We start from the raw sequence: 26,772 nt of genomic DNA on the forward strand, positions 1-26,772 counted from the left end.
TAAATTGTTTGACAATTCCGTTAAGTGGGTGTTATAGTCAAATTGTGGGTTATACAAAGCGATGCCTCACAGTATTTGAAGATGAAGGGAATGTTTGCAAATGCAAGGTAAAGTTAAATGGTTTAACGCGGAAAAAGGTTATGGATTTATCGAGACTGAGCAAGGCGGCGACGTATTTGTTCATTTCTCCGCTATCCAAACTGAAGGTTTCAAAACACTTGAAGAAGGCCAATCCGTCGAATTCGATATTGTTGAAGGCGCTCGTGGTCCACAAGCCGCTAACGTAGTCAAACTGTAATTATCCGGCTGATCCAGCCAACCTATAATTTGGATCACTAAACAAGTAAATTACACAAAGCTCCGGGTAACCGGGGCTTTTTTTTGTTGACTGGAACTGGAAACACATGGGGCTAACATACGGAAGATTGTCTTGGGGGAGAGCTCCATTTTGAGTCGAAAAGAGCTTGCAGCTTAATTGTGAGAAATCTATTAGTTCTATTGCATTATTTATCTGAAAATTCGAAATAAAACAAAAACTATTTTGATTCGGGCGCTTGCATATGTTATAATAAGACCATGTAAAGGAGGAGTTCCCCATGAACTACAACATTCGAGGTCAACACTTTCAAGTGACAGACGCATTGAGAGACTACGTCGAAAAGAAACTCAGCCGATTGGACAAATATTTCGAAGCACCAATCACCTCCGATATTAACGTAACACTTTCCGTCACCAAAGGTAAACATGCAGTTGAGGTGACCATTCCGCTCACCGGTGTCATGCTAAGAGCCGAGGAGAAAAGCGAGGATATGTACGCATCGATTGATGTTGTGGCAGACAAACTCGAACGACAAATACGTAAACATAAAACAAAAGTAAATCGTAAGTTCCGCCAAGGTAGCGGCGTACGCGCCTTATTCAGGGAAGAAGGCTCAGCAGTGGGCGTTCTGGAGGAAGAAGACGATCTGGAGCTTGTACGTACCAAGCGCTTTGATCTGAAGCCGATGGACGTGGAAGAAGCGATTTTGCAAATGAATATGGTTGGTCATAGCTTTTTCGTATTCTCGAATGTAGATAACAAAGAGGTAAGTGTTGTGTACAGACGCAGCGACGGAAAGTATGGCTTAATCGAGCAAGGCTAGCAGCAATTATACTTAGAACGAAGAGCCTTTTCTCCTTTTTGGAGAGAGGCTTTTTCTTTTCCAATCATCTTCGTTGCGGCGGTGTCGACAAACTGATACAATTTAATGCAAAGAGGCGTCATTACGAAAGGGGAATTCCATGCTCGGACTAGTGAAAAAGATATTTGGTGACCATAACGAGCGCGAGGTAAAACGGCTCCAACGGACGGTAGATGAAGTAAATGCAATAGAGTCGAAATTTACAGCTTTATCCGATGAAGCGCTGCGCGCGAAAACTGAGGAATTCAGAGCAAAAATTGAAAAGGGAGCAACACTGGATGAAATTCTTCCTGAAGCTTTTGCAACGGTAAGAGAAGCATCCAAGCGTACGCTTGGCATGCGTCATTTTGACGTGCAGCTTCTCGGCGGTATGGTGCTTCATGAAGGCAAGATCGCGGAGATGAGAACGGGTGAAGGTAAGACGCTCGTTGCGACGCTTCCGGTTTATTTGAACGCTTTGCTAGGCAAAGGCGTACATGTTATTACGGTCAATAACTACCTGGCACAGCGTGATAGCGAGCTGATGGGTCAGCTTTACGGCTTCCTAGGCATGACTGTTGGCTGTAACCTGCACGGCTTGTCGCATGACGAGAAGCAAGCAGCTTACGCTTGCGATATTACGTATGGTACAAATAATGAATTCGGCTTTGATTATTTGCGTGACAATATGGTGCTCTACAAGGAACAAATGGTACAGCGCCCGCTTTATTTTGCAATCATCGATGAGGTGGATTCGATTCTGGTCGATGAAGCGCGGACGCCGCTTATTATTTCTGGACAAGCCGCAAAATCGACTGAGCTTTATTTTGCAGCAGACCGCTTTATTAGCCGTTTGAAGCCTGAAGAGGATTTCACGATAGATATTAAGCTGCGCAGTGTTATGCTGACGGAGTCAGGCGTTGAGAAGACGGAGAAGGCTTTTCAGATCGAGAATCTATTCGATCATGCGAATGTCACGCTTAACCACCATATTCAGCAAGCGCTGAAAGCTAACTTCATTATGAAGCGCGATGTGGATTATGTCGTTGAGGAAGACGAGGTTGTTATCGTCGATGAATTCACAGGTCGTCTCATGTCGGGACGCCGTTATAGCGACGGCTTGCACCAAGCGATTGAAGCGAAGGAGCAGCTTGAGGTTCAGAACGAGAGCATGACTCTTGCGACGATTACGTTCCAGAACTATTTCCGTATGTATCGCAAGCTTGCAGGTATGACGGGTACGGCGAAGACGGAGGAAGAAGAGTTCAAGCGTATTTACGGGCTTGATGTTATTCAAGTGCCGACAAACCGTTCGATGATCCGTAAAGATATTGCAGATGTTGTCTACAAATCCGAATTGGGTAAGTTTAAAGCGGTCGTTGAAGAAATCGTTGAACGCCATAGCAAAAACCAACCGGTGCTCGTCGGTACGATTTCCATCGAGAACTCCGAGAAGCTATCGGAAATGCTTAAACGCAGAGGCGTGACGCACAAGGTGCTCAACGCGAAGTTCCATGCGGAGGAAGCGGAAATTATTTCTCGCGCGGGCCAAGCGGGCTCTGTGACGATTGCAACGAATATGGCTGGTCGTGGTACGGATATTTTGCTGGGCGATTCGGTTGCTGATCTTGGCGGCCTGCATATTATTGGTACGGAGCGTCATGAAAGCCGTCGTATCGATAATCAGCTGCGCGGTCGTGCTGGTCGTCAAGGCGATCCAGGCTCCTCACAGTTTTATTTGTCGCTAGAGGATGAGCTGATGCGCCGCTTCGGTTCTGAAAATATTATGGGTATGATGGATAAGCTAGGACTTGACGAGGATCAGCCGATCGAGAGTCGGATGATTTCAAGAGCGATTGAATCGGCTCAGAAGCGTGTTGAGGGAAACAACTTCGACATTCGGAAAGTCGTTTTGCAATATGATGATGTAATGAACCAGCAGCGTGAAGTGATTTATAAGCAGCGCCGCGATATTTTGGGCTCTGAGAATATTCGCCAGGAAGTTATGGATATGATCAAGCCGGTTATTGAGCGTATCGTTGAAGCGCACTGCTCGGAGGATATTCCGGAAGAGTGGGATCTTCAAGCGGTCGTTGATTACGCGCACGCAACCTTCCTGCAAGAAGGCTCCTTGTCCAAAGAAGAAATTTGGGGCAAAGAGAAAGAAGAGATCATCGACTATATTTACGAAGAGGTCGTTGCTTCTTACGATGAGCGCGAGGAAGAGCTTGGAGCAGATACGATGCGCGAGTTCGAGAAGGTTGTTGTGCTTCGTGCGGTAGACAGCAAGTGGATGGACCACATCGATGCGATGGATCAGCTGCGTCAAGGTATCCATTTGCGCGCATACGGCGGTACAGATCCGCTTCGCGAATATCAATTTGAAGGCTTCGAGATGTTCAAGGAAATGATCGAGAGCATTCAAGAGGAAGTTGCGCGGTATATTATGAAGGCGCGCGTGGAGAGCAACCTGGAGCGTCAAGAGGTAGCTCAAGGCCAAACGACGACAACAAGCGGCGGCGGAGAAGCGGTTGAGAAGCGTCCGGCTAAGCGCGAGGAGCGCGTTGGCCGCAATGATGCATGCCCGTGCGGCAGCGGCAAAAAGTATAAGCAATGCCACGGCAAGTAAGGAACGGCGTTAGTCGCCGCAGCATACGGTAAGGCATTGAAGAAATATTTTGAGGTGAAGCTGAAGCTATGATAGACATAACGGTTAAACAAGACCTGCGTGAAATGGCCAAGCGGCTCCAAGAGCTCAGGGGGTCTCTTTGACTTAGATCTTAAGCAGGAGATTATTGCGAATTTCGAAGAAAAGATGACGCTGCCTGATTTTTGGGATGACAATGAAAAAGCGCAAAGCGTTATTTCAGAACTCAATGCGGTGAAGTCGGTCGTCGATCATTACGATGGACTGAATAACGAGCAGGAAGAGCTTCAGATGATGCTGGAGCTGGCGGAAGACGAGAGCGACGAGTCGCTTGCAGCGGACGTCGTAAGCGGCGTAGCGAAGCTGATGCGGAAGGTGAGCGATTTTGAGCTGCAACTGCTCCTTAATCAGCCTTACGATAAGCTGAACGCCATTCTCGAGCTTCATCCTGGTGCCGGCGGCACCGAGTCGCAGGACTGGGGCCTCATGCTGTACAGGATGTATACGCGCTGGGCGGAGAAGAGCGGCTTCAAGGTGGAGCTGCTTGATTACTTGCCTGGCGATGAGGCGGGCATAAAGAGTGTGACTATTTTGGTCAAAGGCTTTAATGCTTACGGCTACTTGAAAGCGGAGAAGGGCGTGCACCGGCTTGTTCGTATTTCACCGTTCGATTCGGCGGGCCGTCGCCATACGTCGTTTGCTTCCTGTGACGTTGTTCCGGAAATCGACGATAGTATCGAGATAGAGATTCGCACCGAGGATTTGAAGGTGGATACGTACCGGGCGAGCGGAGCGGGCGGACAGCACGTCAACAAGACGGAGTCAGCTATCCGGATTACGCACATTCCATCGGGAATCGTAGTCGCTTGCCAGCAGGAGCGTTCGCAAATCCAGAACCGGGAAAAGGCAATGAAGATGCTTCGTTCCAAGCTGTATGAGAGGAAGATCGAGGAGCAGATCAAGCACTTGGCGGAAATTCGCGGCGAGCAATCGGAGATTGCTTGGGGCAGCCAGATTCGTTCCTACGTATTCCATCCTTACAGCATGGTGAAGGATCACCGCACATCGGTGGAGACCGGAAATGTCGGCGCGGTTATGGATGGCGACATCGATGCATTTATCGATGGATATTTGCGTCACCAGATTCGCCATGATTAATCTATAGAAATAGGGAAGAGTTCCAACACGGCTAGCTTGTGGAGCTCTTCTTTTTGCGAAAATCAGCTTGCAAGGAGATTGAAGGCATGAGTGAAGGCACGGTCAGTGAGGGCGCGATGAAACGGAGAAAAGGTGGACGAAGCTTAAGTCCGCGGGCACAGTCGGTATGGAGCATTGTCCAGCTTCTGATCGGCTCGGTTATTGTGGCGATCAGCTTCAATATGTTCATGGTGCCGAGTGGAATTGCTTCGGGCGGAGTATCCGGTGTATCTATCCTCGTACAAAGATTAACGGGCATTACGCCGGCGCTAACGCAATGGGCAATCAATATTCCGCTGTTTATCGCTGGCTTATGGCTGCTCGGTAAACGGTTTGCGGTAAAAACAGCGCTCGGCTCGGTCATCCTGCCGTTGTTTGTGCTCCTGACGGACGGTTGGCCCTCGCCAACCGATAATCCGCTTCTGGCGGCTATATACGGCGGTATCGGAGTCGGGCTTGGACTTGGCCTTGTGTTCCGTGGTGGTGCGTCTACCGGCGGGCTGGATTTGGCAGCTCAAATCCTGCATCGCTATACCGGACTTCCGCTAAGCCTTGCGATTGTTTGCTTTGACGGATGTGTTATCGCGGCAGCAGGTATCATTATATCCCCCGAGGTAGCGCTGTACGCGCTCATTGGGTTGTTTGTAACGAGCAAGACGATTGATTTTGTGCAAAGCGGTCTTCAGCTGTCTAAAGTGGCCTTTATTATAAGCGATCAATCAGAGGCTGTCGCCGAATCGATATTGAATGATTTGGATCGGGGCTTGACGCGGCTCGACGGCCACGGCGGCTATACGGGGGCAGGGCGTACGGTGCTTATGGTCGTCGTTGGGCAAAATGAGGTGCCGAAGCTGAAGCAGCTCGTGCGGGCGATTGATCCCGGCGCTTTTGTTATTATCAGCAATACGGCAGAGGTGCTCGGGCAAGGGTTTAAGCTGGAGAGCAATGGATGATGCCCCATCACCGCTGATCGCATAAGAGTCTATGAACAGCTGATACAGCAGGTTCATAAACTCTTATTTTTTTACATAAAGCACGATAAGTTGAACAGCATTCCGCCTCTTGGAACTGGGCATTTTTGTTCATATAATCGCTTCAATTGTTCGTTGTATTATTATGAATTCGAATGTATAATAATACGAAACAATGTGCGTATTTCCATCAACTGCCGAATGTTGTACAATTATTAGTTGAGGAAGAAGACAACCTTTCCGCATGCGGAAAGAGCAATAGATAAAGCTGCAGCATGCTTGTCCGAGCATGGCGAAAGCCGTGTGCGGCATCTAGTTTCGGGGAGAGATTAATATGAGCACAAAGGTGAAAATAGCGATTATCGGTTCAACCGGCTACGGCGGTGTAGAGCTCATTCGACTGCTTGCATCCCATCCGCTGGCAGAGGTGACTTCAATCATCTCGTCCTCCAGCGCAGGTACGCCGATTACAGAGGGTTACCCGCATTTGACGAACATTCGTGAGGAGCTTCTCGACGATGTAGATCCTGTCGCGATCAAAGCGAAAGCGGATGTCGTATTTCTTGCAACACCTGCGGGAGTTGCTGCCAAGCTGGTTCCGTCCTTGCTTGAGGCGGGCTTGAAAATCATCGATTTGTCTGGAGACTTCCGCTTGAAATCGCCAGCGCTTTATGAACAGTGGTATAAGAAGCCGGCTGCGGATGAGGCATTTTTGAAGCAAGCGGTGTTTGGACTGGCGGAAATTTATAGGGACCAGGTGCTGGATGCTCCATTTATTTCGAATCCGGGCTGCTACCCGACTGCAACGCTGCTTGGACTTATCCCTGCGGTTAATGAGGGCTGGATCGATCCGGCTACCATTATTATCGATGCCAAATCGGGTGTTTCAGGTGCAGGACGCGGCGCATCGCTGGGCACTCATTATTCAGAGCTTAATGAAAACTTGAAAGCTTATAAGCTTAATCAGCATCAACATGTTCCAGAAATCGAAATGGTGCTGTCTGATGCGGCGGGCAAGCCGGTCGTAACGACGTTTACGACACATCTTGTACCGATGACGCGCGGCATTATGTCCACGATGTACGCAACCATTCAGGGCGAGCGGAGCACAAAGGATTTTATCGATCTATATCGTTCTTATTATGAAGGCCGCAGTTTTGTACGTATCCGTCCGGAAGGACAATGGCCGACTACGAAGGAAGTATGGGGCTCCAACTACTGCGATATCGGCTTTGCGGTCGATGAGCGCACGGGTCGTGTAACGATTGTATCGGTTATCGATAATCTGGTTAAAGGCGCAGCGGGTCAAGCGATTCAAAACTTGAACCTGATGATGGGCTGGGACGAGACGTTTGGTCTGCAATTTGTTCCCGTTTATCCGTAAATAACGAAACATATCTTTTGAAATCATCATCCATACTCATACAGGTGAAGGAGATACGATTTTACGATGGGACAGGATCAAACAGCAGCCTTGTTCTCGGTCGTCGCAGACGGCTCGATAACAACGCCCCAAGGCTTTAAAGCAGGTGGATTGCACTGCGGTCTTAAAAAAACGACGCGCCATGATTTAGGCGCAATCGTATGCGAGGTTCCAGCGACGGCAGCAGGCGTATATACGACTAACGTGTTTCAGGCTGCGCCGCTTCAAGTGACGCGAGAGAGCATCGGTTCGGGCGGCTTGCTGCGCGCTGTGCTCGTAAACAGCGGCAACGCGAATGCCTGCACAGGCAAGCAAGGCGAAGCGGACGCATACGAAATGCGCGCTAGATTCGCAGAGTCGATCGGCGTATCTGCGGATCACGTTGCGGTTGCATCGACTGGCGTTATCGGCGAGCTGCTTAAAATGGATAAAGTACGCGAAGGCATCGACGGCCTTCCGGCTAAGCTGGACGGAAATCGCGCTGGCGCGGACGACTTCTGCCAAGCGATACTGACGACGGATTTGGTGCAAAAGATGGTATGCGTCGAGCTGGAGCTGGACGGCAAAACCGTGTATGTGGCAGGTGCGGCTAAGGGCTCCGGCATGATTCACCCGAATATGGCCACGATGCTTGGATTCGTTACGACGGATGCGGCAATCGGCAGTGAGGCGCTTCAGCAATTGCTGCGCCAATCGACGGATTTGACGTTTAATATGATTACAGTTGACGGCGATACGAGTACGAATGACATGCTTGTAGCTATGGCGAGCGGTCTTGCTGGCAATTCCGAGCTGACAGAAGCACACGCAGGCTGGGCAGCATTTGCGGCAGCGATCCGTCATGTATGCGAGGTGCTGGCGAAGGCGATCGCCCGCGATGGCGAAGGCGCGACGAAGCTGGTTGAGGTACAGGTGAATGGCGCGGTGAGCGATGATTCGGCACAAGCGATTGCGAAGACGGTTATCGGATCGTCGCTCGTGAAGTCAGCTGTGTTCGGCGCGGACGCGAATTGGGGCCGTATTATCGCGGCGGTGGGCCGTGCAGGCCAGCCGGTTAACCCGGAGACGGTTGATATCCGTCTAGGTGATATTTTGACATTGGAGAAATCTCGTCCTGTCGCGTTCGACGAAGAGATTGCCTTGGAATATTTGAAGGGCGATACGGTAGTGATTCGCGTGGATCTACATAATGGCGAAGGTACAGCAACGGCATGGGGCTGCGATTTGACCTATGATTATGTGCGCATTAATGCGGCATATCGGACTTAGAGCAAAGAAGACGCTTGGAGGGTATGGAACAGTGACGGAGCAACGATTTGTAATGAAATGCGGAGGCAGCACGCTGGCGGCGCTTCCGAGCAGTTTTTTTGATGAGCTGCGCGAGCTGCAGCAAGCGGGCGTTCTCCCGGTTATCGTGCATGGCGGCGGCCCTGCCATATCGGATACGCTCGGCAAGCTAGGGATCGAGACGGGCTTCGTGAATGGGCTGCGCATAACGAGTGAAGCGGTGCTTGATGTTGTTGAGATGGTGCTTGCTGGCCGGATCAATAAAGAAATCGTTCGAAAAATTCAGATCAACGGCGCAAAAACGCTTGGCCTATCCGGTGTAGACGGCATGCTCATACAGGCTCAGCCTGTTGCAAACGCGGCGGAGATCGGCTTCGTAGGCGATGTCACGGACGTAAATGCCAAGGTTATCGAAGGTGTGATGGGGCTGGGCTACATACCGGTCATTGCTCCAATCGGGATTGATAGCGCGGGCCAGCGCTACAATATTAATGCAGATACGGCGGCAGGCGCGGTTGCGTCCCATCTTGGGGTAGAGCAAATGATCGTCGTCACGGACGTGCCGGGCATTTTGAAAACGGTGGATGGCCAGAAGCAGGTGCTCCCGGTTGTGACCGTAGCCGAAATCGAAGAGATGATAACGAGCGGTGAAATTTACGGCGGCATGATTCCAAAAGTGCGTGCAGCCATTCAGTGTATACAGGGTCGCGTGCGCGAGGTCGTTATCGTAAGCGGCGAGGAGCCGGGCGTGCTGACGAGAGCTGTCCGCGAGGGCGGCGTAGGCACACGTATTGTTCAGACGAATGAAGGGCGGGTGTAAGGAAAGATGAGCGAGACAAATACAGCAGCAGCTGTTGACCAGTCGTTGTTTCCAACCTATGCAAGATATCCGATGGCTTTGGTAAAGGGCGAAGGAAGCTGGCTGTGGGATGATAAAGGAAATAAATACCTCGATTTTATGAGCGGCATTGCCGTTACGAATCTCGGGCATGCTCCTAAACAGATCAAAGCGGCGCTTATCAAGCAGCTGGATGAGCTGTGGCATGTCTCGAACCTGTTCCATATCCCGAACCAAGCGGAAGCGGGCAAGCTCATCACGGATAATAGCTGTGCGGATGCTGTGTTCTTCTGTAACTCAGGCGCTGAGGCGAACGAAGCGGCAATCAAGCTGGCACGCCGTTATAACCAGAAGGTGCTGAACAACGGCCGTTTTGAAATTATTACGTTCGAACAATCGTTCCATGGACGCACCCTTGCGACGCTTACGGCAACGGGCCAAGCAAAGGTGAAGGAAGGTTTTGCGCCGCTGCCTGAAGGGTTCAAAACGATTCCGCTTAACGATTTGGCTGCGCTTGAGGCAGCTGTTTCGGAACAGACCGCAGCGGTTATGCTGGAGATGGTACAGGCGGAGGGCGGCATTCATCCGGTTGACCCAGCCTACATGAAAGAGCTTGTCGCATTGTGCGAGAAGCAAGGCATCCTGCTTATTGTGGATGAGATTCAAACAGGCATGGGCCGTACAGGCAAGCTGTTCGCTTATGAGCATTACGGCATTGAGCCGGATATTTTTACGATGGCAAAAGGTCTCGGCAGCGGGTTCCCGGTTGGCGCGATGGCAGCGAAGGAAAAGCTGCGCGAAGGCTTCACGGCAGGCAGCCATGGCTCGACGTTCGGCGGAACGCCGATTGCGACAGCAGTCGTCAAAGCGACGCTTGAGACGATCGTCGGCGAAGGCTTGTCCGAGCGCGCGGCGCAAAAAGGCGAGTATTTGATGGCGCAGCTTCGGGAAAAGCTGGCTGGCAATGCTTTTGTCCAGGAGGTTCGCGGTCTTGGCCTGCTTGTCGGCATTGAATGCGCGGAGCCGATTGCAGATATTTTGAATCAGGCGCAGGAACGCGGATTGATTGCGATCTCAGCAGGCCCGAACGTTATCCGCCTATTGCCTAATTTACTCGTCACGGATGAAGAAATCGATACGGCTGTAGCGATCTTAGCAGATCTGCTGGAAGCGAAGCGGCCTGCCGTTTAACAACATAAGAAAGCAAATTGCTTGAACCTGAAGGAGGGCTTCACCAATGCAAGGAACTGTAAATGAGGAGTTGGCGCAAAGCTTGAAGGGGCGCGACTTTCTAATGCTGGTTGATTTCAAGCCGGAGGAAATCCGTTACTTGATCGACCTCGCGATTGATTTGAAGCAAAAACAAAAAGCAGGCGAAACGCACCATGTGCTAAAAGGGAAGACGCTTGGCATGATTTTCGAAAAATCTTCGACACGCACGCGCGTTTCGTTCGAAGTTGGGATGTATCAGCTTGGCGGACAAGGACTTTTCCTTAGCGGAAATGATCTGCAAATCGGCCGAGGCGAGACGATCTGGGATACCGCTCAGACGCTGTCCCGCTATTTGGACGGTATTATGATTCGTACATTCGCGCACCGCAAAGTGGTTGAACTGGCTCGCGGAGCAACGATTCCGGTTATCAACGGATTGACGGATTTGTCGCATCCTTGCCAGGCGCTCGCGGATTACCAAACGATTCTTGAGCACAAGGGCCGCTTGGAAGGCTTGAAAATCGCCTACATCGGCGACGGCAACAACATGACGCATTCCCTGCTCATGGGTGCGGCTAAGCTTGGACTGCATATGTCCGTAGCGACGCCAGAGGGCTATGAGCCGGATTCCGATATTATTAAACAAACGAAGGATCATGCTGCTGAGACAGGCTCGCAAATTCATATTTGCCGCGATCCGAAGGAAGCGATTGCCGATGCCGATATCGTGTACACGGATGTGTGGGCGAGCATGGGGCAAGAAGCGGAGCAGAAGGAACGCGAGGTGGCATTTGCCGCTTATCAGGTGAATGAGGCGCTAATGAAATATGCGAAGAAGGATCATCTCTTCATGCACTGCTTGCCGGCGCATCGCGGCGAAGAAGTAAGCGAGGGCGTTATCGACGGCGACCAATCGATTATTTTTGACCAGGCAGAAAACCGTCTTCATGCGCAAAAAGCGATTATGGCAGCGATTATGGCCTAGCTTCAACGCTCTTAACTATATGAATTTATTCGAAGGGAAGTAATACACTACTATGGCAAAAGAAAAAATCGTACTCGCCTACTCCGGCGGCTTGGATACTTCGGTTATCCTCAAATGGCTGAAAGAAACGTATGACGCAGAAATTATCGCTTTTACAGCAGATATCGGACAAAAGGATGAGCTGGACGGCTTGGAAGCAAAAGCACTGGCAACAGGCGCTTCCAAAGTGTACATCGACGATCTTCGCGACGAGTTTGCAAAAGATTTTATCTATCCGATGTTCCAAGCGGGAACGCTTTATGAAGGCCAATACCTGCTCGGCACTTCGATCGCACGTCCGCTTATCGCGAAACGTATGGTTGATATTGCTCGTGCGGAAGGCGCGGCTTATATTGCGCATGGCGCAACAGGCAAAGGCAACGACCAAGTTCGCTTCGAGCTGACTGCTGCTGCTCTGGCTCCTGAGATCGGCGTTATTGCGCCTTGGCGTCTTGAAGCATTCCGCGAGGAATTCCCGGGCCGTGCCGAAATGATCGCATACGCGGAGAAGCACAACATTCCGGTTACCGCTTCCGCGGCTAAACCTTATTCGACTGACCGCAACCTGCTGCATATCAGCTTTGAGAGCGGCATGCTGGAAGATCCTTGGTTCGATCCAAGCTCCGAAGAGAACGAGAGCATGTATGTGCTGAGCGTATCTCCTGAGAATGCGCCGGATAAAGCCGAATATGTGGAGCTGACTTTTGCCGAAGGAAATTGTACGGCTATTAACGGCAAAGAGCTTAGCCCGCTTGAAGTGATGGATACGCTCAATGAGCTTGGCGGCAAGCACGGCATCGGACGCGTTGATATGGTAGAGAACCGTTTCGTCGGCATGAAGAGCCGCGGCGTGTACGAAACACCGGGCGGAACGATCTTGTTCACCGCTCACCGCAAAATGGAATCTTTGACAATGGACCGCGAGGTTATGCACCTTCGTGACTCCTTGATCGCAAAATACAGCCAGCTCGTATACAACGGCTTCTGGTTCGCACCGGAGCGCCTAGCGCTGCAGGCACTTGTTACGGAATCGCAAAAGAACGTGAGCGGCGTCGTTCGCTTGAAGCTGTACAAAGGAAATGTTATTGGAGCAGGCGTTCAAAGCCCTGTTAGCTTGTACAATCCGGACATTGCAACGATGGAAGCTGATCCATCCAAGGCTTACGATCAAGGCGATGCAACTGGCTTCATCCGTCTGAACGCTTTGCGTCTGAAAGTGTCCTCTGCTGTTAGCAATAAATAAGGTTTACAAGGGAGTGTAACGAACCAGTGAGTAAATTATGGGGCGGTCGTTTTACGAAAAAAACGGACCAATTGGTAGAGGAATATACGGCTTCGATCATGTTCGACAAGGAGCTTGCCGAAGAGGATATCCAAGGCAGCCTGGCGCATGTCACGATGCTTGGCAAGCAAGGCATTCTTCCGGCGGACGACGTGGAGAAAATTAAGGACGGCCTGCACCGCGTCCTTCAACGCATCAAGCGCGACGATATCGAATTCTCGATCGGCGACGAGGATATTCATATGAATATCGAGAAGACGCTGATCGACGATGTTGGATCGGTAGGCGGCAAGCTGCATACCGGCCGCAGCCGGAACGACCAAGTGGCGACGGATATGCATTTGTGGCTGCGGAAGCGCGTTGTTGAGTTTGTGGATATGCTGTACAAGCTGCAATCGGCGCTAATCGAGCAGGCTAAGGCGAATATCGATACGATTGTGCCGGGCTATACGCATTTGCAGCGTGCGCAGCCGATCCTGTTCGCGCATCATTTGATGGCGTATGTATCGATGTTCGGGCGTGATATCGAACGTCTACAGGACAGCTACAAGCGCATTAATGTGCTTCCGCTTGGAGCGGGCGCTTTGGCGGGAACGACGTTCCCGATCGACCGTCATTTTGTAGCGAGCCAATTGAAATTTGATCGCGTCTACGAGAATAGTCTGGATGCCGTAAGCGACCGTGACTTCATCGTTGAGTTTCTGGCTGACGCATCGATCATCATGATGCATCTGTCGCGCCTTAGCGAGGAGCTTATTCTATGGTCAAGCACGGAATTCCATTTCGTTGAGCTGGACGATGCGTTCTGTACGGGCAGCAGCATCATGCCGCAAAAGAAAAATCCGGACGTGCCGGAGCTTGTACGCGGCAAAACCGGACGGGTATACGGCGATCTTGTCGGCTTGCTGACCGTTCTCAAATCGCTGCCGCTTGCTTATAACAAGGACATGCAGGAAGACAAAGAAGGCATGTTCGACACGGTGAAGACGCTGCAAGGCGCGCTTCAATTGTTCGCTCCGATGATCGCCACAATGAAGGTGAACAAGGACCGGATGCGTCAAGCGGTAAATCAAGACTTCTCTAACGCAACGGATATCGCGGACTTCCTAGTCGGCAAAGGCTTGCCTTTCCGCCAAGCGCATGAGGTTATCGGCAAAACGGTATTGTATTGCATCGAGCAAAACAAATATTTGCTGGACCTGACGCTTGAGGAGTTCAAACAGTTCTCGACGCTGTTTGATGATCGCATCTATGCGGTGCTTCAACCCGAGCAGGTCGTTAATGCGCGTAACGTCTACGGCGGTACGGCAAAAACACAGGTGCAGGACGCGATCGGCCGCGCCGAACTGGCGTTGGAGCAAACAGCTGCTTGGGTAACCGAGTATCTGGAGCGCAGCAGATAAGTAGAAACAGCCTATTATGGGCTTTATAAAAGCAGCTCAGCGTTGCCTCTTGCGGAGGCAATCAGCTGAGCTGCTTTTTTATTTGGCGGTGTTGGCTCTAGCTGCATCTAGCTGAGATTAAATTCTGCTGCAGTTTGTGCAAGTAAGGCCGTTCCGATCTTTTGCAAAAGCTGCTACCTCTTAAACCCCATCCTCCAGCAGCGGCTCAGTTGTATCCGGCGTTGGAGTTGGCGTAGCCGACGGGCCGCCTGCGCCCTTCATCGGACCAACCTCGATTACTATAGGCTGCGCCTTGTACGTATCGCGCGATATGCGGTCACGCTTTACTTCCTTTCCGTCACGAACAAGCGTACGGAACGTTTCAACGAGATAGCCTGCCTTACCCTTCTCTACCGTAACCTTCTGGCCGGGAGATAAACGGGCGTTGCTTTTCTCCTGCACCGAAGGAGCAATCGTCTTGAGAGTTACGGACTCGATCTCGTAGCGTTCATTCGCCTTCATCGTACCGAACAGCTTGACAGTGAGCTTGCGATCCTCGACAACAGTGCGAATAATGAGATGTTTGCCTGTTGTGTTTTTAAACCGGAAGTTAATAGCCCCTCCCGCATAAGTGGCATCCTGACCTATAGGCAAATAAGCGACGGGCAGAGAATGATTGCGCCGCTCCACGATCTCTAAGCCAGCACGCAGTGCTGCGTTATAAAGGGTGCTCGATACTTGGCAAATTCCGCCTCCGATGCCGGGCACGAGCTTTCCGTTCAAAATAACCGGCGCTTCGCGATAGTCGTACAGCTCTTCCGCCCTCGCGATAAGCTTGCCGTAGTCGAATACTTCATTCGGCGCAAGCTCCCAATCATTCAAAGCCTCGGCTGTCACCGTTACATTAAAGGCACGGCCCTCGGCACTCGTTTTGAAATCGGTGGAGAACGCTACAATTTTTCGCTCTACCCCTTCGTCCTTCAGCTTCTCCAGCGTTAGCTCGGGATGAATGACTGCAATCGGAAGCTCCGCTTCAAAAGCAGGTTCGACAGCTGCGCCAATCTGCTCTTTTTTAAGCACGACCCAGCCATCAACCTCATCGAGCAGTTTTCCAATGTCCAAACGATAAGCGTCAATATGAGGCTCGTATACAACCTCGTCGTCCTCTGTAATGGTGCGGGTAGCATTTTTGGTCTCGCTTTTTTCAATCCAGCTCCACTGCTTGCGGACAGCGGCGTCAAATACATCGCGGTTCCAGCCTTGCGTCAGCTCGTATTTTTTGGCGAATTGATACCGATAAACGGCACGATCCCATATATCTCCGTCGCCCAGCTTTAATAAAGCATCGCGAACGCCCTTGAATTCGGCTTTGTAGCCAAGCTCGGCAACGGTCCACTGCTTGCTGTCGCCGTTTGCAGCCGTGGCATGAATCGCAATCGTCCGCTGAAGTAGCGACTTCTCATAGTTCTCAAGCAGCTTCAGAGCATCGTCCACTGGCATTCCTCCGATCGGGATGCCGCCAGCATCCACCTCGCCAGGAACGGTCTTTTGAAGCGCGTAATTCATGACAAAGCCCCAGCCTACAGCTGCAACGAGCAGCAATGAAGCAATAACAATGATACTGACATGTATACGTTTTACGATACGAATCACTCCTTCCTGCGTGTTCAAACAAGGGCAGTCTTACATGTATATGCAACCTATCCTGTAATTTTGTCTATTGCGCGGGATGAGCTCGATTCGACAATTGGATTTTTATGAGATTTGTGAAAAATGAGGAAAGCCATCTCCTTATGAAGGAATTCAGCACAAACTGTCGAAATAGTACTACTGACTATTAACAGGATGTGATAATGTGATCGAGATGCAAGACATATGGAAAACGTACATCGACGGAACGCATGCGTTAAGAGGCGTCTCTGTTCGTATAGATCGTAATGAATTTGTTTATCTAGTTGGACCATCGGGTGCAGGTAAATCGACATTCATGAAATTAATTTATCGCGAGGAAGTACCGACCAAAGGACAGATCTCAGTTAACGGATTTAACATAGGCAAGCTGAAGCCGCGCAAAATACCATTTGTTAGACGTAATATAGGCGTTATTTTTCAAGACTTTAGACTATTACCCAAATTAACCGTATATGAAAACGTCGCATTCGCCATGGAAGTTATTGAAGCACCAACTCGCGTAATCAAGAAGCGAACGATGGAGGTGCTTGATCTCGTCGGTCTGAAGCATAAGCACGCAAGCCTGCCGGCGCAGCTTTCTGGTGGCGAGCAGCAGCGGGTATCGATCGCACGGGCGATCGTCAATAACCCTTCGGTAATTGTAGCGGACGAGCCTACAGGCAATCTCGACCCGGAAACGTCACAGGGCATTATGAATCTCCTCGAAGAAATAAATTTCCGCGGCGCAACAATCGTAATGGCTACCCATAACAAAGATATCGTCAACTCCATGCGCAAGCGCGTCATTGCTATCGAAGACGGCAATATCGTACGCGACGAGGCTAGAGGGGAGTACGGTTATGAAGCTTAGAACCATACTCCGTCATCTCCGGGAAGGCGCCAAAAACATCATTCGAAATGGCTGGATGTCGTTTGCTTCCATGAGCTCCATTTTTATTTCTTTATTCATTCTTGGCATATTTTTATTGCTCGCCTTGAATGTGAACAGTATGGCTTCACAAATTGAGAGTCAGGTACAAATTCGCGTATTCCTGCAGCTTAATGTCGATAAAGCGAAGATTACGGAGCTGCAAAATAAAATCGGCAATCTTACCGAGGTAAGCAAAGTAACGTTTGTGTCCAAAGCAGAAGGTCTTGAGCTGCTTCGCAAAAACCTAGGCGATGAAAACAAGGATTTGCTTGACGGTTATGAGAAGGAAAAAAATCCGCTGCCGGATTCCTTTACGGTAGAGGTTTACGATCCGCAGTCGATCGAGGCGGCAGCCAAGCAAATCGATGCGATTAATAAAGCAGACGAGCTTATCCCGATTGCCAAAATCAAATATGGACAAGGCACGGTAGAGACGCTGTTCAAAATTACAAATGCGGTCCGTTACATAGGCATCGTCGTTGTTGTCGGTTTGTCAGTAACAGCTATGTTCCTCATTTCCAATACGATCAAAATGACGATTATTGCAAGACGTCGGGAAATCGGCATTATGAAGCTGGTCGGCGCAACTAATTCCTTTATTCGCTGGCCGTTTTTTATTGAAGGCGCATTAATTGGCATCATCAGCTCGGTCATTACTACGGTAGCCGTCTTGGTTGGCTATTCACAGCTCGTAAAGTTTACGCAAATGGAACTGTCACTCATGATGATAAAGCTCGTCACGATAGAGGAGTCTGGCCTGCTGACCGCCACGCTGCTCATAGGGCTCGGCACATTGCTAGGCATTTGGGGCAGCACGATTTCGATACGAAAGTATTTGAAAGTGTAGGTGGGATTGAACGTGAAGAAGAGAAAATGGTTACTATTCACAGTTACGATGATGCTTACTGTATTTGTATTGCAGCCAACAGGAGGAGAAGCTGCTTCTCTTAGCGATATCAAGAAACAGATTTCAGCAGCGAAAGCGGAAATGAGAGCAGCGGAGAGACGTGCAGCCCAAGCGGAGCGGGAGGCGGCTAACGCTCAACGACAGGCATCGAGTGCCAAGAGTGAGAAGGTTGATATCGAGGGCAAGAAAACGGAAGCAGAAGCGTCAATCGCTAACTTAATGTCTGAAATCGATAATGTCGTCATCAACAAAACGAAAATGCAAGCGCAGAGCGATGCGAAGGAAGAGGAACTGCTCCAGACGGGTCTTGAGCTGGATCAAGCCGAGGAGCGCGTGAAAACGCGCGATGAGCTTCTGCAGTCCCGCATGCGTCTTATGTATACGAACGGATTTGTTTCCTATATGGACGTGCTGCTCAGCGCGACTAGCTTTACTGATTTTATCGATCGCTTTGATGCGCTCCAATCGATTCTGTCGCAGGATCGCGATATTTTGGCGGAGCAGAGGGAAGAGAAGGAGCTTGTCGCTCTCAAAAAAGTCCAGGTAGAGAAGCAGTTTGCCGAAGTGAAAGCGATTTATGAGAAGCTTAAGCTATACGAAGCTCATCTTGTGAAGAAGGAACAAGAGAAGGAAGTAATGATTGCAAACTTTAACAGCAATATTAAACAGCTGGACAACAAGCTTCAGCAAATCGACAGCACGCTCGAGGAGCTTGAGGGAATCAGCAAGGAGCAAGAGGATCTGCTGATGGCGCTTGCTGCCAAAGTATCCAAGCTGAATGCGGCGAAAAATAGTATTACGAACCCGTATTCCGGGGGCAAGCTAGGCATGCCGATCAGGGACAGCTACCGGGTAAGCTCCAACTTCGGCACGCGTGTCCATCCGATTTCTGGGAAGAGACATACCCATACGGGGATCGATTTTGCCGCACCGCAAGGCACTGATATTTATGCGGCTGAGGATGGCGTTGTTCTCGTTGCACAATCGTGGAGCAGCTACGGCAACTGCGTCATTATTGATCACGGAAATGGCTTGTGGACGCTTTACGGACATATTCGGAATGGCGGAATCAAGGTCGAAAAAGGCGAGAAGGTCAAGAAGGGCGAAAAAATCGCCGAGGTCGGCAGCACAGGAAACTCGACAGGACCGCATTTGCATTTTGAAGTGCGTAAAAACGAAACGCCAGTTAACCCGAGCAGCTATTTAAAATAAGCTATCTCTCACTCATAGCAGGACATCCAGAGGCAGCCCATGTGGCTGCCTTGTTTGAACTATAACATCCTTCAAATTGGCAGAAGATCATCTTTACCCTAAAATACAAATAATTGTAAGTGAAATGTCATATACTAGGATGGTCTTGAATTTAAGACCGTGTAAGATGAGAAGGTGGTGTAGACAGGTGCATTTCAAAGGACGCACGGTATTCGCGTTCGTTATGCTGACGATGATTGCATCCGTACTCGTTACGCTGACGATCGCGGACCAAATGATTAATCCGGACGAGCCGTCAAAGCCTGCACTCACGTCCTCGGCAGCCGATGAGGGTGAGCGTTTTAGGCTGAAAGAGGATGAGCTGACGAAGATTAATGCGGTACTGGAATTAATCGAAACAAAATATTATCAAAAGGTCGATCGCCTCGAGCTGCTCGATGGCGCGGTAAGCGGAATGATGTCTTCGCTGGATGATCCTTACTCCGTCTATATGGAAAAGGACGTAGCGCAGCATTTTTCGGAATCGATTGAAGGCTCGTTCACGGGCATAGGCGCAGAGGTAACGCTTGAGAATGGGCGTATCGTCGTCGTATCTCCGATTAAGGGCTCGCCGGCGGAGCGCTCGGGCTTGCTCGCTAAAGACGTGCTGCTATCCGTGAACGGAGCAAAGCTGGACGGTCTGAATTTGCAGGATGCGGTAGCTAAAATTCGCGGTCCCAAAGGGACGAAAGCCAAAATTCAGGTGCAGCGGGCCGGCTTCTCAGAGCCGATTCAGCTTGTACTCATCCGCGATGATATTGATGTGGAAACAGTATATGGCAGCCTGCGCCCTGATGGGACAGGCGTCATTGAAATCAGACAATTCTCTTTGCATACCGCGGAGCGCTTTAAAGAAGAGCTCGCTAAGCTTGAGGAGCAAGGGATGAAGGGGCTTGTGCTGGATGTGCGCAACAACCCCGGCGGCGTGCTGCCAGTTGTCGTTGAGATTGCGCAAACCTTTTTAGCCAAAGGCGAGACAGTCGTACAAGTAGAGGACCGGAACGGAAATCGGGAAAAGACGCTGTCAAAAGGACAAAGCAAAAGCTACCCGATCGCGGTTCTCATGAACAACGGCAGCGCAAGCGCGTCCGAAATATTGGCTGGCGCTTTGCAGGAGAGCGCAGGAGCGAAGCTGGTTGGCGAAACCTCCTTCGGCAAGGGCACCGTGCAAGTGAGCTACAACAAGGCATTAGGTGACGGCAGCTTGGTGAAAATGACGATTGCCAAATGGCTGACGCCAAAGGGCAATTGGATTCACGAAAACGGAATTAAGCCGGATATTGCCGTACAGCCGCCGGATCTCTATACGGTAGCGAGATTAACGCTGCCTGAGACGCTGAAGCAGGATATGCTTGGCGAGCAGGTGCGAAGCGTACAAATTATGCTGCACGGGCTCGGATATGAGCCGAAGCGCGAGGATGGCTATTACGGTTCGGATACGACAATGGCCGTTAAGAAATTCCAAACGGAGCATAGCTTGCCGGCTACGGGACAGGTCGACAAGCAGACCGGGGAAGCGATTGAGAAAGCGGTCGTTAAATGGATTCAAGATGAGAAAAACGATACGCAGCTTCACGAAGCAATTAAGGCGGTAGGCAGGAAATAAAGCGGGCATGTCGAATGAATAAGAGGTTGACTCTGTTTAACGGAGTCGGCCTTTTATTTTTTTACGCTTATTTTAGGACATGTGGAACGAGCAAAGGAGTGTTGGCTTTGGAAACGGCGATGGAGTTGCTTGAAATGCTCGGGAAAGCGGCTGTCCAATTGGTTGCACAGCCATTTTATTATATTGCGGTTTTGTTTATTGTTTTACAGTACACGAGGCAAATACGGATGGAGCGGCAAATGTTTGCGGTCAAGCTGCACAACTGGGTAGGCCTTGTGTTTAAAGCGCTGCTGGCGGGATTGTTGATTGGCGTGGCGGTGTCGGTCGCAGGAGCGTTTGTAGGCGTGTCGTTAACGGGCGAATCGGTCATTTGGCTATGGGTGGTTGCAGCCATTCTTATGCTCGCAAAAATTCGGTACTTATGCTTCGCTTATAGCGCTGGGGTTATTACGCTCCTTCAATGGGCGCTCGGATGGACCTCGCTCTCGGAGAGGCCGGACTTCCTCGGATCAGCCGCAGCGTCGCTGGCAAGCATCGATGCCGCAGGGCTGCTCGTGTTGGTCGCACTTCTTCATCTGGCTGAAGCCGTGCTCGTACGCTGGCAAGGAGACCGGTTGTCTACGCCGTTATTTTTGGAAGGGAAGAGAGGCAAGCTGGTTGGCGGCTATATGCTGCAGGGCTTTTGGCCAGTACCGCTTCTGATGCTCGTACCGACTGCCGGAGCCGGAGCATCAACGTCAGCTTTGCCATGGACGCCGCTATTTGGGGCGGACTGGTCGCAGGGCTGGACGTTTGTCGCATTGCCCATGATTATCGGCTTTACCGAAATGACGCGGTCATTATTGCCCAAAGACAAAGCAAAGCACGCAGCCAAAGGGCTGCTCTTATACAGCATCTGCTTGGCGGGTGCAGCTATTCTAGCCTGGTGGCAGCCTATGCTGCTGCCGCTGGCGGCGCTGGTCTCCCTATTGTTTCATGAAGCCATCATATGGCGCAGCAGGACTGTTGAAGCTGCACAATCGCCTCTGTACGTGCATGACACGCGCGGCTTGCGCATTCTGGGTATCGTGCCTGGGACGCCGGCAGCGGCTATGGGGCTCCTTACAGGCGAGGTGCTCCACAAGGTGAATGGCGTGCGGGTTAGAACGAAGGAAGACCTTTATGAGGCGCTAGTTCAAAACTCAGCATTTTGCAAGCTGGAAGTATTGAATTTAGATGGTGAATTAAAATTTGCGCAGCGCGCGCGATTTGCCGGCGAGCATCATCAGCTGGGCGTTATTCTCGCTCCTGATGAGCAGGCTAATTATTATGCTGCTTCCGGGCCGGCATCGCTGCTGGAGCTGCTTCGGAGCTCGAGAACGTCGAATCGGCGCGATGTTAAGATAGAGAGCGCGGAGAGCTGAGCGGCGGAACTTGTGGATGAAAAAAAGGTGGATCAGGAATTTAATCCTGATCCACCTTTTTTTATATTTATTAACGTCTTGTTTTTCTTCTTTTGACAGCGAGTGCTGCAAGTCCTACAGCAATCATGGAAAAGCCGAGAAGCTGCATAAGCAAATAGCTGCTTTCACCTGTCTTAGGCAATACCGGTACGTCAGGCGTTGCTATAACTCCGCCTTGCGGCGGCTCCTCAACATCGATTTCAAAGAAGATTTCTTCTTCGTTGCCATCTTTATCGATGACGATAATCGAGAACTTGTCTTTTCCGACGTAGCCTGGATTTGGCGTATAAACCCATTTGCCGTCAGGCGAAATCGTAACCTTGCCATGCTCCGGTTTAACTCCGCCAACCGGCGTGCCGTCCTCAGGAATTTCTACATCGCCTTCAATTGGCTTGTCGACCTCTGTTACTTCTTTTTCAATTGAAGAAGTAGGTGCCGGCGTAGCCGATACAGTCGGAGATGCAGTAGGCGACGCAGTAGGTGATGGCGTAACCGCAGCAGTTGGCGTCGGAGACGGAGTTGCAGTCGGCACCACTACTGGTGGCGTTGCAGTCGGATCAACTGTAGGCTTCGGTGTAGGCGTAGGGCTTGGCGTTACAACCGGCGCTATCCATTTACTGTTTTTTACGGTAACCGTATTGCCGACGGTTGATAGAATAGTAATAGCTACTTCGCCGCTGCCGATAATCGTGTAGCCAGCAGGAGCTGAGATTTCCTTCAGCACATAATTGCCGTAAGGAAGATCGGTGAAGGATAGCTTGCCGTTAACGGCTGTCGTTTTTTGTCCTAGGCTTACGTTCGCACTATTGAATAGTTCGAACTTGGCTCCTTGGAGAACAATACCTGTATTATCGCTGTCAACCTTAGTGACTTCTAGGCCGCCAAGCAAGATCTTCGCGTTTTCTACTTGCTTAGCATTTGTTGGTGCGTTGATCGCAACATTCAGCTCGCCATTGCCAATAGTCGTGTAGCCAGCAGGAGCTGCGATTTCTTTCAGCACATAATTGCCGTAAGGAAGATCGCTGAAGGATAGTTTACCGTTAGCGCCTGTCGTTTTTTGTCCAAGGCTTACATTCGCGCTATTGAATAGCTCGAACTTGGCTCCGGCGAGAACGGCAGACGTATTGGCGCTGTCTACTTTAGTCACTTCTAGGCTGCCAAGTAAGATGACAGGTAGCTTTTTATTTTCAACCTTTTGCGGAACAGCGGCTGCATTGATCGTTATACTTACTTGACCGCTGCCGTCTATGCTGTAGCCAGCAGGAGCGGAAATTTCTTTAAGCACATAGCTGCCATACGGCAGACCGGTAAAGGTAATTTTGCCGTTAGCCGCGGTCGTTTTTTGTCCAAGGCTTACATTCGCGCTATTGAATAGCTCGAACTTAGCCCCTTCGAGGACGATCGCGTTATTGTCCTTGTCCACCTTGGTAATTTCCAAGTTTCCTGTTTTCTTTTTGTTAGCGATTGGCATAGGTAGAGGAGTGGATGAATTAATCGTTACCTCATAAGTCCCGGTGCCGTCCACGTTATACCCTGCAGGTGCGCTCGTTTCTTTTAACGTATATTTGCCGTAGCGCAGATTTCCAAATTCAAGCTCACCAGCGGCATTGGTCGTTCCACTGGACTTTTTGCCATTGGAATTACGAGTCAGTTCAAAGGATGCGCCGGATAATTTGATGCTTGTATCATCCGCATCAACCTTTTCAACCTTCAAGGAACCGATATAAACACTGCCGTTGCCTTCAGCGCCAGACAAAGCTACTCTGACCTCAGTAGGATTGTCGATGAGCTTAGTGCCAACGCCATTTCCTGTGAACGAAGCGGTATTCGTTACCTTTTCGCCATCCTTAGCATCAATAATGGATTGATATTCAAGAATGTAAGGCTTGGAAATCGTATTTAAAAAGCGGAGCTCAAAGGTTTCGTCGCTATCGATAGCTGGGTTGGTATTTTCGGTAAACTCAAGCACATATTCGCTTGGATTAACTGTACCAAGCTTGTTAACCGTACCGTCTGCAGATACGGAAGTGTTGAATAGCTTGAACGATTGTTTGATCAAGGTTTGCTTTTTGCTAGGCGTATCATTGATTTTGGCGCCGGAAACGGTCGATTGGCCGCGGTTGATATAGACCGTCCAGTTGATCGAATCGTCGCTTTGCGCGCCGGTTTTTGCTACATATTCGCCTGCTTTAGGGATGGTTACTTCAGCGTGCAGCGTCTTTTCATTAAAGCCCGTTCCGCTAAACAGGGCATCGTTTTTAATCAATGTGTCGTCGATGAACTCGTTCACGAGACTTGTTTTGAACGTAATCAAGTAAGGATCGGTAATCGTATGGTTAAATGCGACGGTCAGCGTATTCGCATTTGCTGCATCTGGATTTGTTACGCTGTACTCCGATGCTGGCACGACAGCACCTTGAGCAGTCGTGCCATTACTGTTGATTACGAGCTTATGAACCTCTACAGAGCCGACTTCATAGTTTTGGACGGATGCCAGCTTGTCTACTAGTTTAGCGGCTGCTATCGTTTTGCTGTTGTAGTTGACGCCAATATTCCATGTAATTTGCTTATCGGTTGCATTATAGCTGCCTTTTTTGTAGCCGTTGTCCTGCGTATTTTTGTTAGGCGTAAACGTTGAAGGTCCCGTTTGCTCCTTAACGGTTCCAGCAGGCGTCTCTTTCCAAATCACCTTGCCGTTGTTAGTGAAAGCAAAACTTGCATTGGAAAAATAAGTTGTGCTTACATAGTCGTACTGCGTCGTATACGTAATCGTATAGGAAGCATTTCCATCCGGGAGTACTAGACTGAAGCCCTTAGTTGCGGCAGTATCACTAACCGGATCATAGGCAAGCGTATAGACAGAATTGCCAACCGTAACTCCGTTTTGCTTCACGACCAGGCTGCCTGGTACAAGCTTTAAGGCGCCTAATTGGGCAGGGAAGGTATCCTCAAATTTCAGGTCATACAGATTGTATTTATCCGCGTTAATTTCTACTTTCCAGTCAATGGTTCTGGCTGCGTAATTCGCGTTGGTGTTTGTTTTATGCACGAAGTGATGCTTAATTGTTTTGCTGACTGAACTCTGTTTCGTTTCTGAATAAACAGTGTTATTGATCGTCGCATCGGCATACAGGTTCGCTGTCGGACGAGTTTGGTATTTGATTTTATAAGCGCCTGTAATGGGATTAGGATTTGTAAAAATCAGTTTGAAGCCGTTCTTGCTGGTTGTATAGTTAGGATGACTGCTAACGTTGGTATCTATCGTGTAATCAGCTGCTGGAATCTCCGTTCCCGCTGTGCCGGTAACAGGGTCAGCAACTGGAAACACTTTAATGGAGCCTGGCACAAGCTCATGAAGATTGTTAAACAAATCGGTCAAGTTAGCATTTGCAATAGAGTCCTCGCCGAAATTGTATTTAATTTCCCAATCAATGAGCTGCGTGGATTCGTCGTATGTTCCCGATTTGTCGAGCAGCTTGCCGCGTGTATTGGTCACCGTATCAGCAGCTGTGACATTGCTGATATTGTTGCCTTTTAAAACAGCGGTGTTCATGAAGCTTGCTTTCGTAATATCTGTAATTTCCGTCTCGTACACTATGCGGTAAGAGGAAGCGATATTTCCTAATTCGATCTTCATCTCATAGGCAGGAGCTGTAGGATCCGTAGTCGAAGGCGTTACAGGGATCGGATTGGACAAAACGCCGTTCGTATCCGTATCCATTTTGTATACCTTCAACGTGCCAGGCTTATAAGTCAAACCCTCAGGAATGATATCGGTAACGACGGCATCATTCACTTTTTGCAAATCTCTATTTACGTCAACGGTCCATTTGATGCTTTCTGCGTTAAAGGGTTTGTCCGCAGCGCCCTTCTTGGTGATTGGGGAGGTACCAGGTTTAGGCGCAATCGGAATCGTGATGCTGTCTCCGATATTGAACTGAATAGGGACCTCCGTTTTGTAGTTGATGCTTTGCTCGGTGAAGTAATTCCAGAAGCTAAGCGTTCCGTCTGCTGGTGATCCTTCGATTTTTTCATTAAAGGTTAGCGTTACCATTCCATTCGTGACCTTGTAGGTTCCGACTGAAGGCGAACCAACCAGAGGCCTCTCCGAAATATTCCCGCCGTACATGACAAATTGCGGGGGAAGCTGGAAGGTGTACGTATCGCCGCTTTTATAAGTGTGGTTTTCAGGAAGCGCCCACTCATAATTCAAAGTCAGATATTGCCCTAATTCGACACGGATATCCGGGTTTACATAATAAACGGATTCATATACAGAAGCGATGACGGTGCTTGGCGTATCCTTATCCGTCAATGTCATTTTTGTAATGATATTACCAGTTATACCTGCTGCTTCAGCCGTTTTCAAAACACCGGCGAAATTCACATATTGAAAAATTAATAAAAAAGCAACCATTAATGCGATCGTTCTTTTTTTCATTTCTTTGTATCCTCCATCTTTGTGTGGTCAATCAGGTCTAATCATTGATTTCATTTAACGTTTAAACGGCAAAGCACCATTCCTTTCTCAATAAGACGGG

The 26,772-nt window shown here is 49.8% G+C and carries 19 protein-coding genes; 17 read left to right on the forward strand and 2 right to left on the reverse strand.

Annotated features, from left to right (window positions below; all coding sequences use genetic code 11):
* Positions 1 to 100 precede the first annotated feature (100 nt).
* The 12 genes from HI950_RS18500 to argH all read left to right on the forward strand — a co-directional run bounded on the left by HI950_RS18500 (position 101) and on the right by argH (position 14,444).
* Complete coding sequence (locus HI950_RS18500) at positions 101 to 298, forward strand: cold-shock protein (RefSeq protein ID WP_028608231.1); 198 nt, start codon at positions 101 to 103, stop codon at positions 296 to 298.
* 298 nt (positions 299 to 596) lie between these two features.
* Positions 597 to 1,142, forward strand: coding sequence for a ribosome hibernation-promoting factor, HPF/YfiA family (gene hpf, locus HI950_RS18505; RefSeq protein WP_169084619.1), 546 nt, complete (start codon positions 597 to 599; stop codon positions 1,140 to 1,142).
* Between the two features lie 139 nt (positions 1,143 to 1,281).
* The gene (secA, locus tag HI950_RS18510) at positions 1,282 to 3,789 is read left to right on the forward strand and encodes a preprotein translocase subunit SecA (protein ID WP_169084621.1); all 2,508 of its coding nucleotides are present in this window, start codon (positions 1,282 to 1,284) and stop codon (positions 3,787 to 3,789) included.
* A gap of 68 nt (positions 3,790 to 3,857) precedes the next feature.
* Positions 3,858 to 4,965 (forward strand): peptide chain release factor 2 gene (prfB, locus tag HI950_RS18515; protein WP_169084623.1). Its coding sequence is split into 2 segments (ribosomal slippage): positions 3,858 to 3,929 and positions 3,931 to 4,965, totalling 1,107 coding nucleotides; the frame shifts between segments, so codons are not numbered across the junction.
* 86 nt (positions 4,966 to 5,051) lie between these two features.
* Entirely contained in the window at positions 5,052 to 5,957 is a 906-nt protein-coding gene (locus tag HI950_RS18520; RefSeq protein ID WP_169084626.1) for a YitT family protein, read from the forward strand.
* A 352-nt stretch (positions 5,958 to 6,309) separates the two neighbouring features.
* Positions 6,310 to 7,359 (forward strand): N-acetyl-gamma-glutamyl-phosphate reductase, encoded by a 1,050-nt coding sequence (gene argC, locus HI950_RS18525; protein ID WP_169084629.1) that lies wholly within the window; start codon positions 6,310 to 6,312, stop codon positions 7,357 to 7,359.
* Between the two features lie 66 nt (positions 7,360 to 7,425).
* A complete protein-coding gene (argJ, locus tag HI950_RS18530; RefSeq protein WP_169084631.1) occupies positions 7,426 to 8,667 on the forward strand; it encodes a bifunctional ornithine acetyltransferase/N-acetylglutamate synthase in 1,242 nt (413 codons plus the stop codon).
* 52 nt (positions 8,668 to 8,719) lie between these two features.
* Positions 8,720 to 9,505: an acetylglutamate kinase gene (gene argB / locus HI950_RS18535; RefSeq protein WP_223285372.1), complete on the forward strand. Its 786-nt coding sequence runs from the start codon at positions 8,720 to 8,722 to the stop codon at positions 9,503 to 9,505.
* Positions 9,506 to 9,511: 6 nt separating this feature from the next.
* On the forward strand, positions 9,512 to 10,714 hold the full coding sequence (gene argD, locus HI950_RS18540) for an acetylornithine transaminase (protein ID WP_169084633.1): 1,203 nt from the start codon (positions 9,512 to 9,514) through the stop codon (positions 10,712 to 10,714).
* Between the two features lie 46 nt (positions 10,715 to 10,760).
* Positions 10,761 to 11,720, forward strand: a complete 960-nt coding sequence (gene argF, locus HI950_RS18545; RefSeq protein ID WP_169084635.1) for an ornithine carbamoyltransferase — start codon at positions 10,761 to 10,763, stop codon at positions 11,718 to 11,720.
* Positions 11,721 to 11,772: 52 nt separating this feature from the next.
* Complete coding sequence (locus HI950_RS18550; RefSeq protein WP_169084637.1) at positions 11,773 to 13,002, forward strand: argininosuccinate synthase; 1,230 nt, start codon at positions 11,773 to 11,775, stop codon at positions 13,000 to 13,002.
* Positions 13,003 to 13,028: 26 nt separating this feature from the next.
* Positions 13,029 to 14,444, forward strand: a complete 1,416-nt coding sequence (argH, locus tag HI950_RS18555) for an argininosuccinate lyase (protein ID WP_169084639.1) — start codon at positions 13,029 to 13,031, stop codon at positions 14,442 to 14,444.
* Between the two features lie 180 nt (positions 14,445 to 14,624).
* On the opposite strand, the gene HI950_RS18560 is transcribed toward argH, so the two are convergent.
* Entirely contained in the window at positions 14,625 to 16,076 is a 1,452-nt protein-coding gene (locus HI950_RS18560) for a VanW family protein (RefSeq protein WP_317618402.1), read from the reverse strand.
* 202 nt (positions 16,077 to 16,278) lie between these two features.
* Between HI950_RS18560 and ftsE the strand changes: the two genes are divergently transcribed.
* From ftsE to HI950_RS18585, 5 genes are all read left to right on the forward strand, one after another.
* Positions 16,279 to 16,965, forward strand: coding sequence for a cell division ATP-binding protein FtsE (gene ftsE, locus HI950_RS18565; RefSeq protein WP_169084641.1), 687 nt, complete (start codon positions 16,279 to 16,281; stop codon positions 16,963 to 16,965).
* Positions 16,955 to 17,872: a permease-like cell division protein FtsX gene (ftsX, locus tag HI950_RS18570; protein WP_169084643.1), complete on the forward strand. Its 918-nt coding sequence runs from the start codon at positions 16,955 to 16,957 to the stop codon at positions 17,870 to 17,872. Before ftsE ends, ftsX begins: the two co-directional genes overlap by 11 nt.
* A gap of 6 nt (positions 17,873 to 17,878) precedes the next feature.
* On the forward strand, positions 17,879 to 19,144 hold the full coding sequence (locus HI950_RS18575; RefSeq protein ID WP_486187807.1) for a murein hydrolase activator EnvC family protein: 1,266 nt from the start codon (positions 17,879 to 17,881) through the stop codon (positions 19,142 to 19,144).
* Between the two features lie 187 nt (positions 19,145 to 19,331).
* On the forward strand, positions 19,332 to 20,789 hold the full coding sequence (locus tag HI950_RS18580; protein WP_317618404.1) for a S41 family peptidase: 1,458 nt from the start codon (positions 19,332 to 19,334) through the stop codon (positions 20,787 to 20,789).
* 107 nt (positions 20,790 to 20,896) lie between these two features.
* A complete protein-coding gene (locus HI950_RS18585) occupies positions 20,897 to 22,192 on the forward strand; it encodes a PDZ domain-containing protein (RefSeq protein ID WP_169084647.1) in 1,296 nt (431 codons plus the stop codon).
* A 70-nt stretch (positions 22,193 to 22,262) separates the two neighbouring features.
* Here the strand turns inward: HI950_RS18585 and HI950_RS36750 are convergent, their stop codons facing one another.
* Positions 22,263 to 26,672 (reverse strand): collagen binding domain-containing protein, encoded by a 4,410-nt coding sequence (locus HI950_RS36750; protein WP_169084649.1) that lies wholly within the window; start codon positions 26,670 to 26,672, stop codon positions 22,263 to 22,265.
* Between the last annotated feature and the right edge of the window lie 100 nt (positions 26,673 to 26,772).

This window comes from Paenibacillus sp. PL91 (genome assembly GCF_012935325.2).
In the GTDB taxonomy this organism is placed as follows: domain Bacteria; phylum Bacillota; class Bacilli; order Paenibacillales; family Paenibacillaceae; genus Pristimantibacillus.

Bases quoted from the DNA above. Each gene is read 5' to 3' on its own strand.
- HI950_RS18500 (WP_028608231.1), top strand. From the start codon at position 101: ATGCAAGGTAAAGTTAAATGGTTTAACGCGGAAAAAGGTTATGGATTT.
- hpf (WP_169084619.1), top strand. From the start codon at position 597: ATGAACTACAACATTCGAGGTCAACACTTTCAAGTGACAGACGCATTG.
- secA (WP_169084621.1), top strand. From the start codon at position 1,282: ATGCTCGGACTAGTGAAAAAGATATTTGGTGACCATAACGAGCGCGAG.
- HI950_RS18520 (WP_169084626.1), top strand. From the start codon at position 5,052: ATGAGTGAAGGCACGGTCAGTGAGGGCGCGATGAAACGGAGAAAAGGT.
- argC (WP_169084629.1), top strand. From the start codon at position 6,310: ATGAGCACAAAGGTGAAAATAGCGATTATCGGTTCAACCGGCTACGGC.
- argJ (WP_169084631.1), top strand. From the start codon at position 7,426: ATGGGACAGGATCAAACAGCAGCCTTGTTCTCGGTCGTCGCAGACGGC.
- argB (WP_223285372.1), top strand. From the start codon at position 8,720: ATGAAATGCGGAGGCAGCACGCTGGCGGCGCTTCCGAGCAGTTTTTTT.
- argD (WP_169084633.1), top strand. From the start codon at position 9,512: ATGAGCGAGACAAATACAGCAGCAGCTGTTGACCAGTCGTTGTTTCCA.
- argF (WP_169084635.1), top strand. From the start codon at position 10,761: ATGCAAGGAACTGTAAATGAGGAGTTGGCGCAAAGCTTGAAGGGGCGC.
- HI950_RS18550 (WP_169084637.1), top strand. From the start codon at position 11,773: ATGGCAAAAGAAAAAATCGTACTCGCCTACTCCGGCGGCTTGGATACT.
- ftsX (WP_169084643.1), top strand. From the start codon at position 16,955: ATGAAGCTTAGAACCATACTCCGTCATCTCCGGGAAGGCGCCAAAAAC.
- HI950_RS36750 (WP_169084649.1), bottom strand. From the start codon at position 26,672: ATGAAAAAAAGAACGATCGCATTAATGGTTGCTTTTTTATTAATTTTT.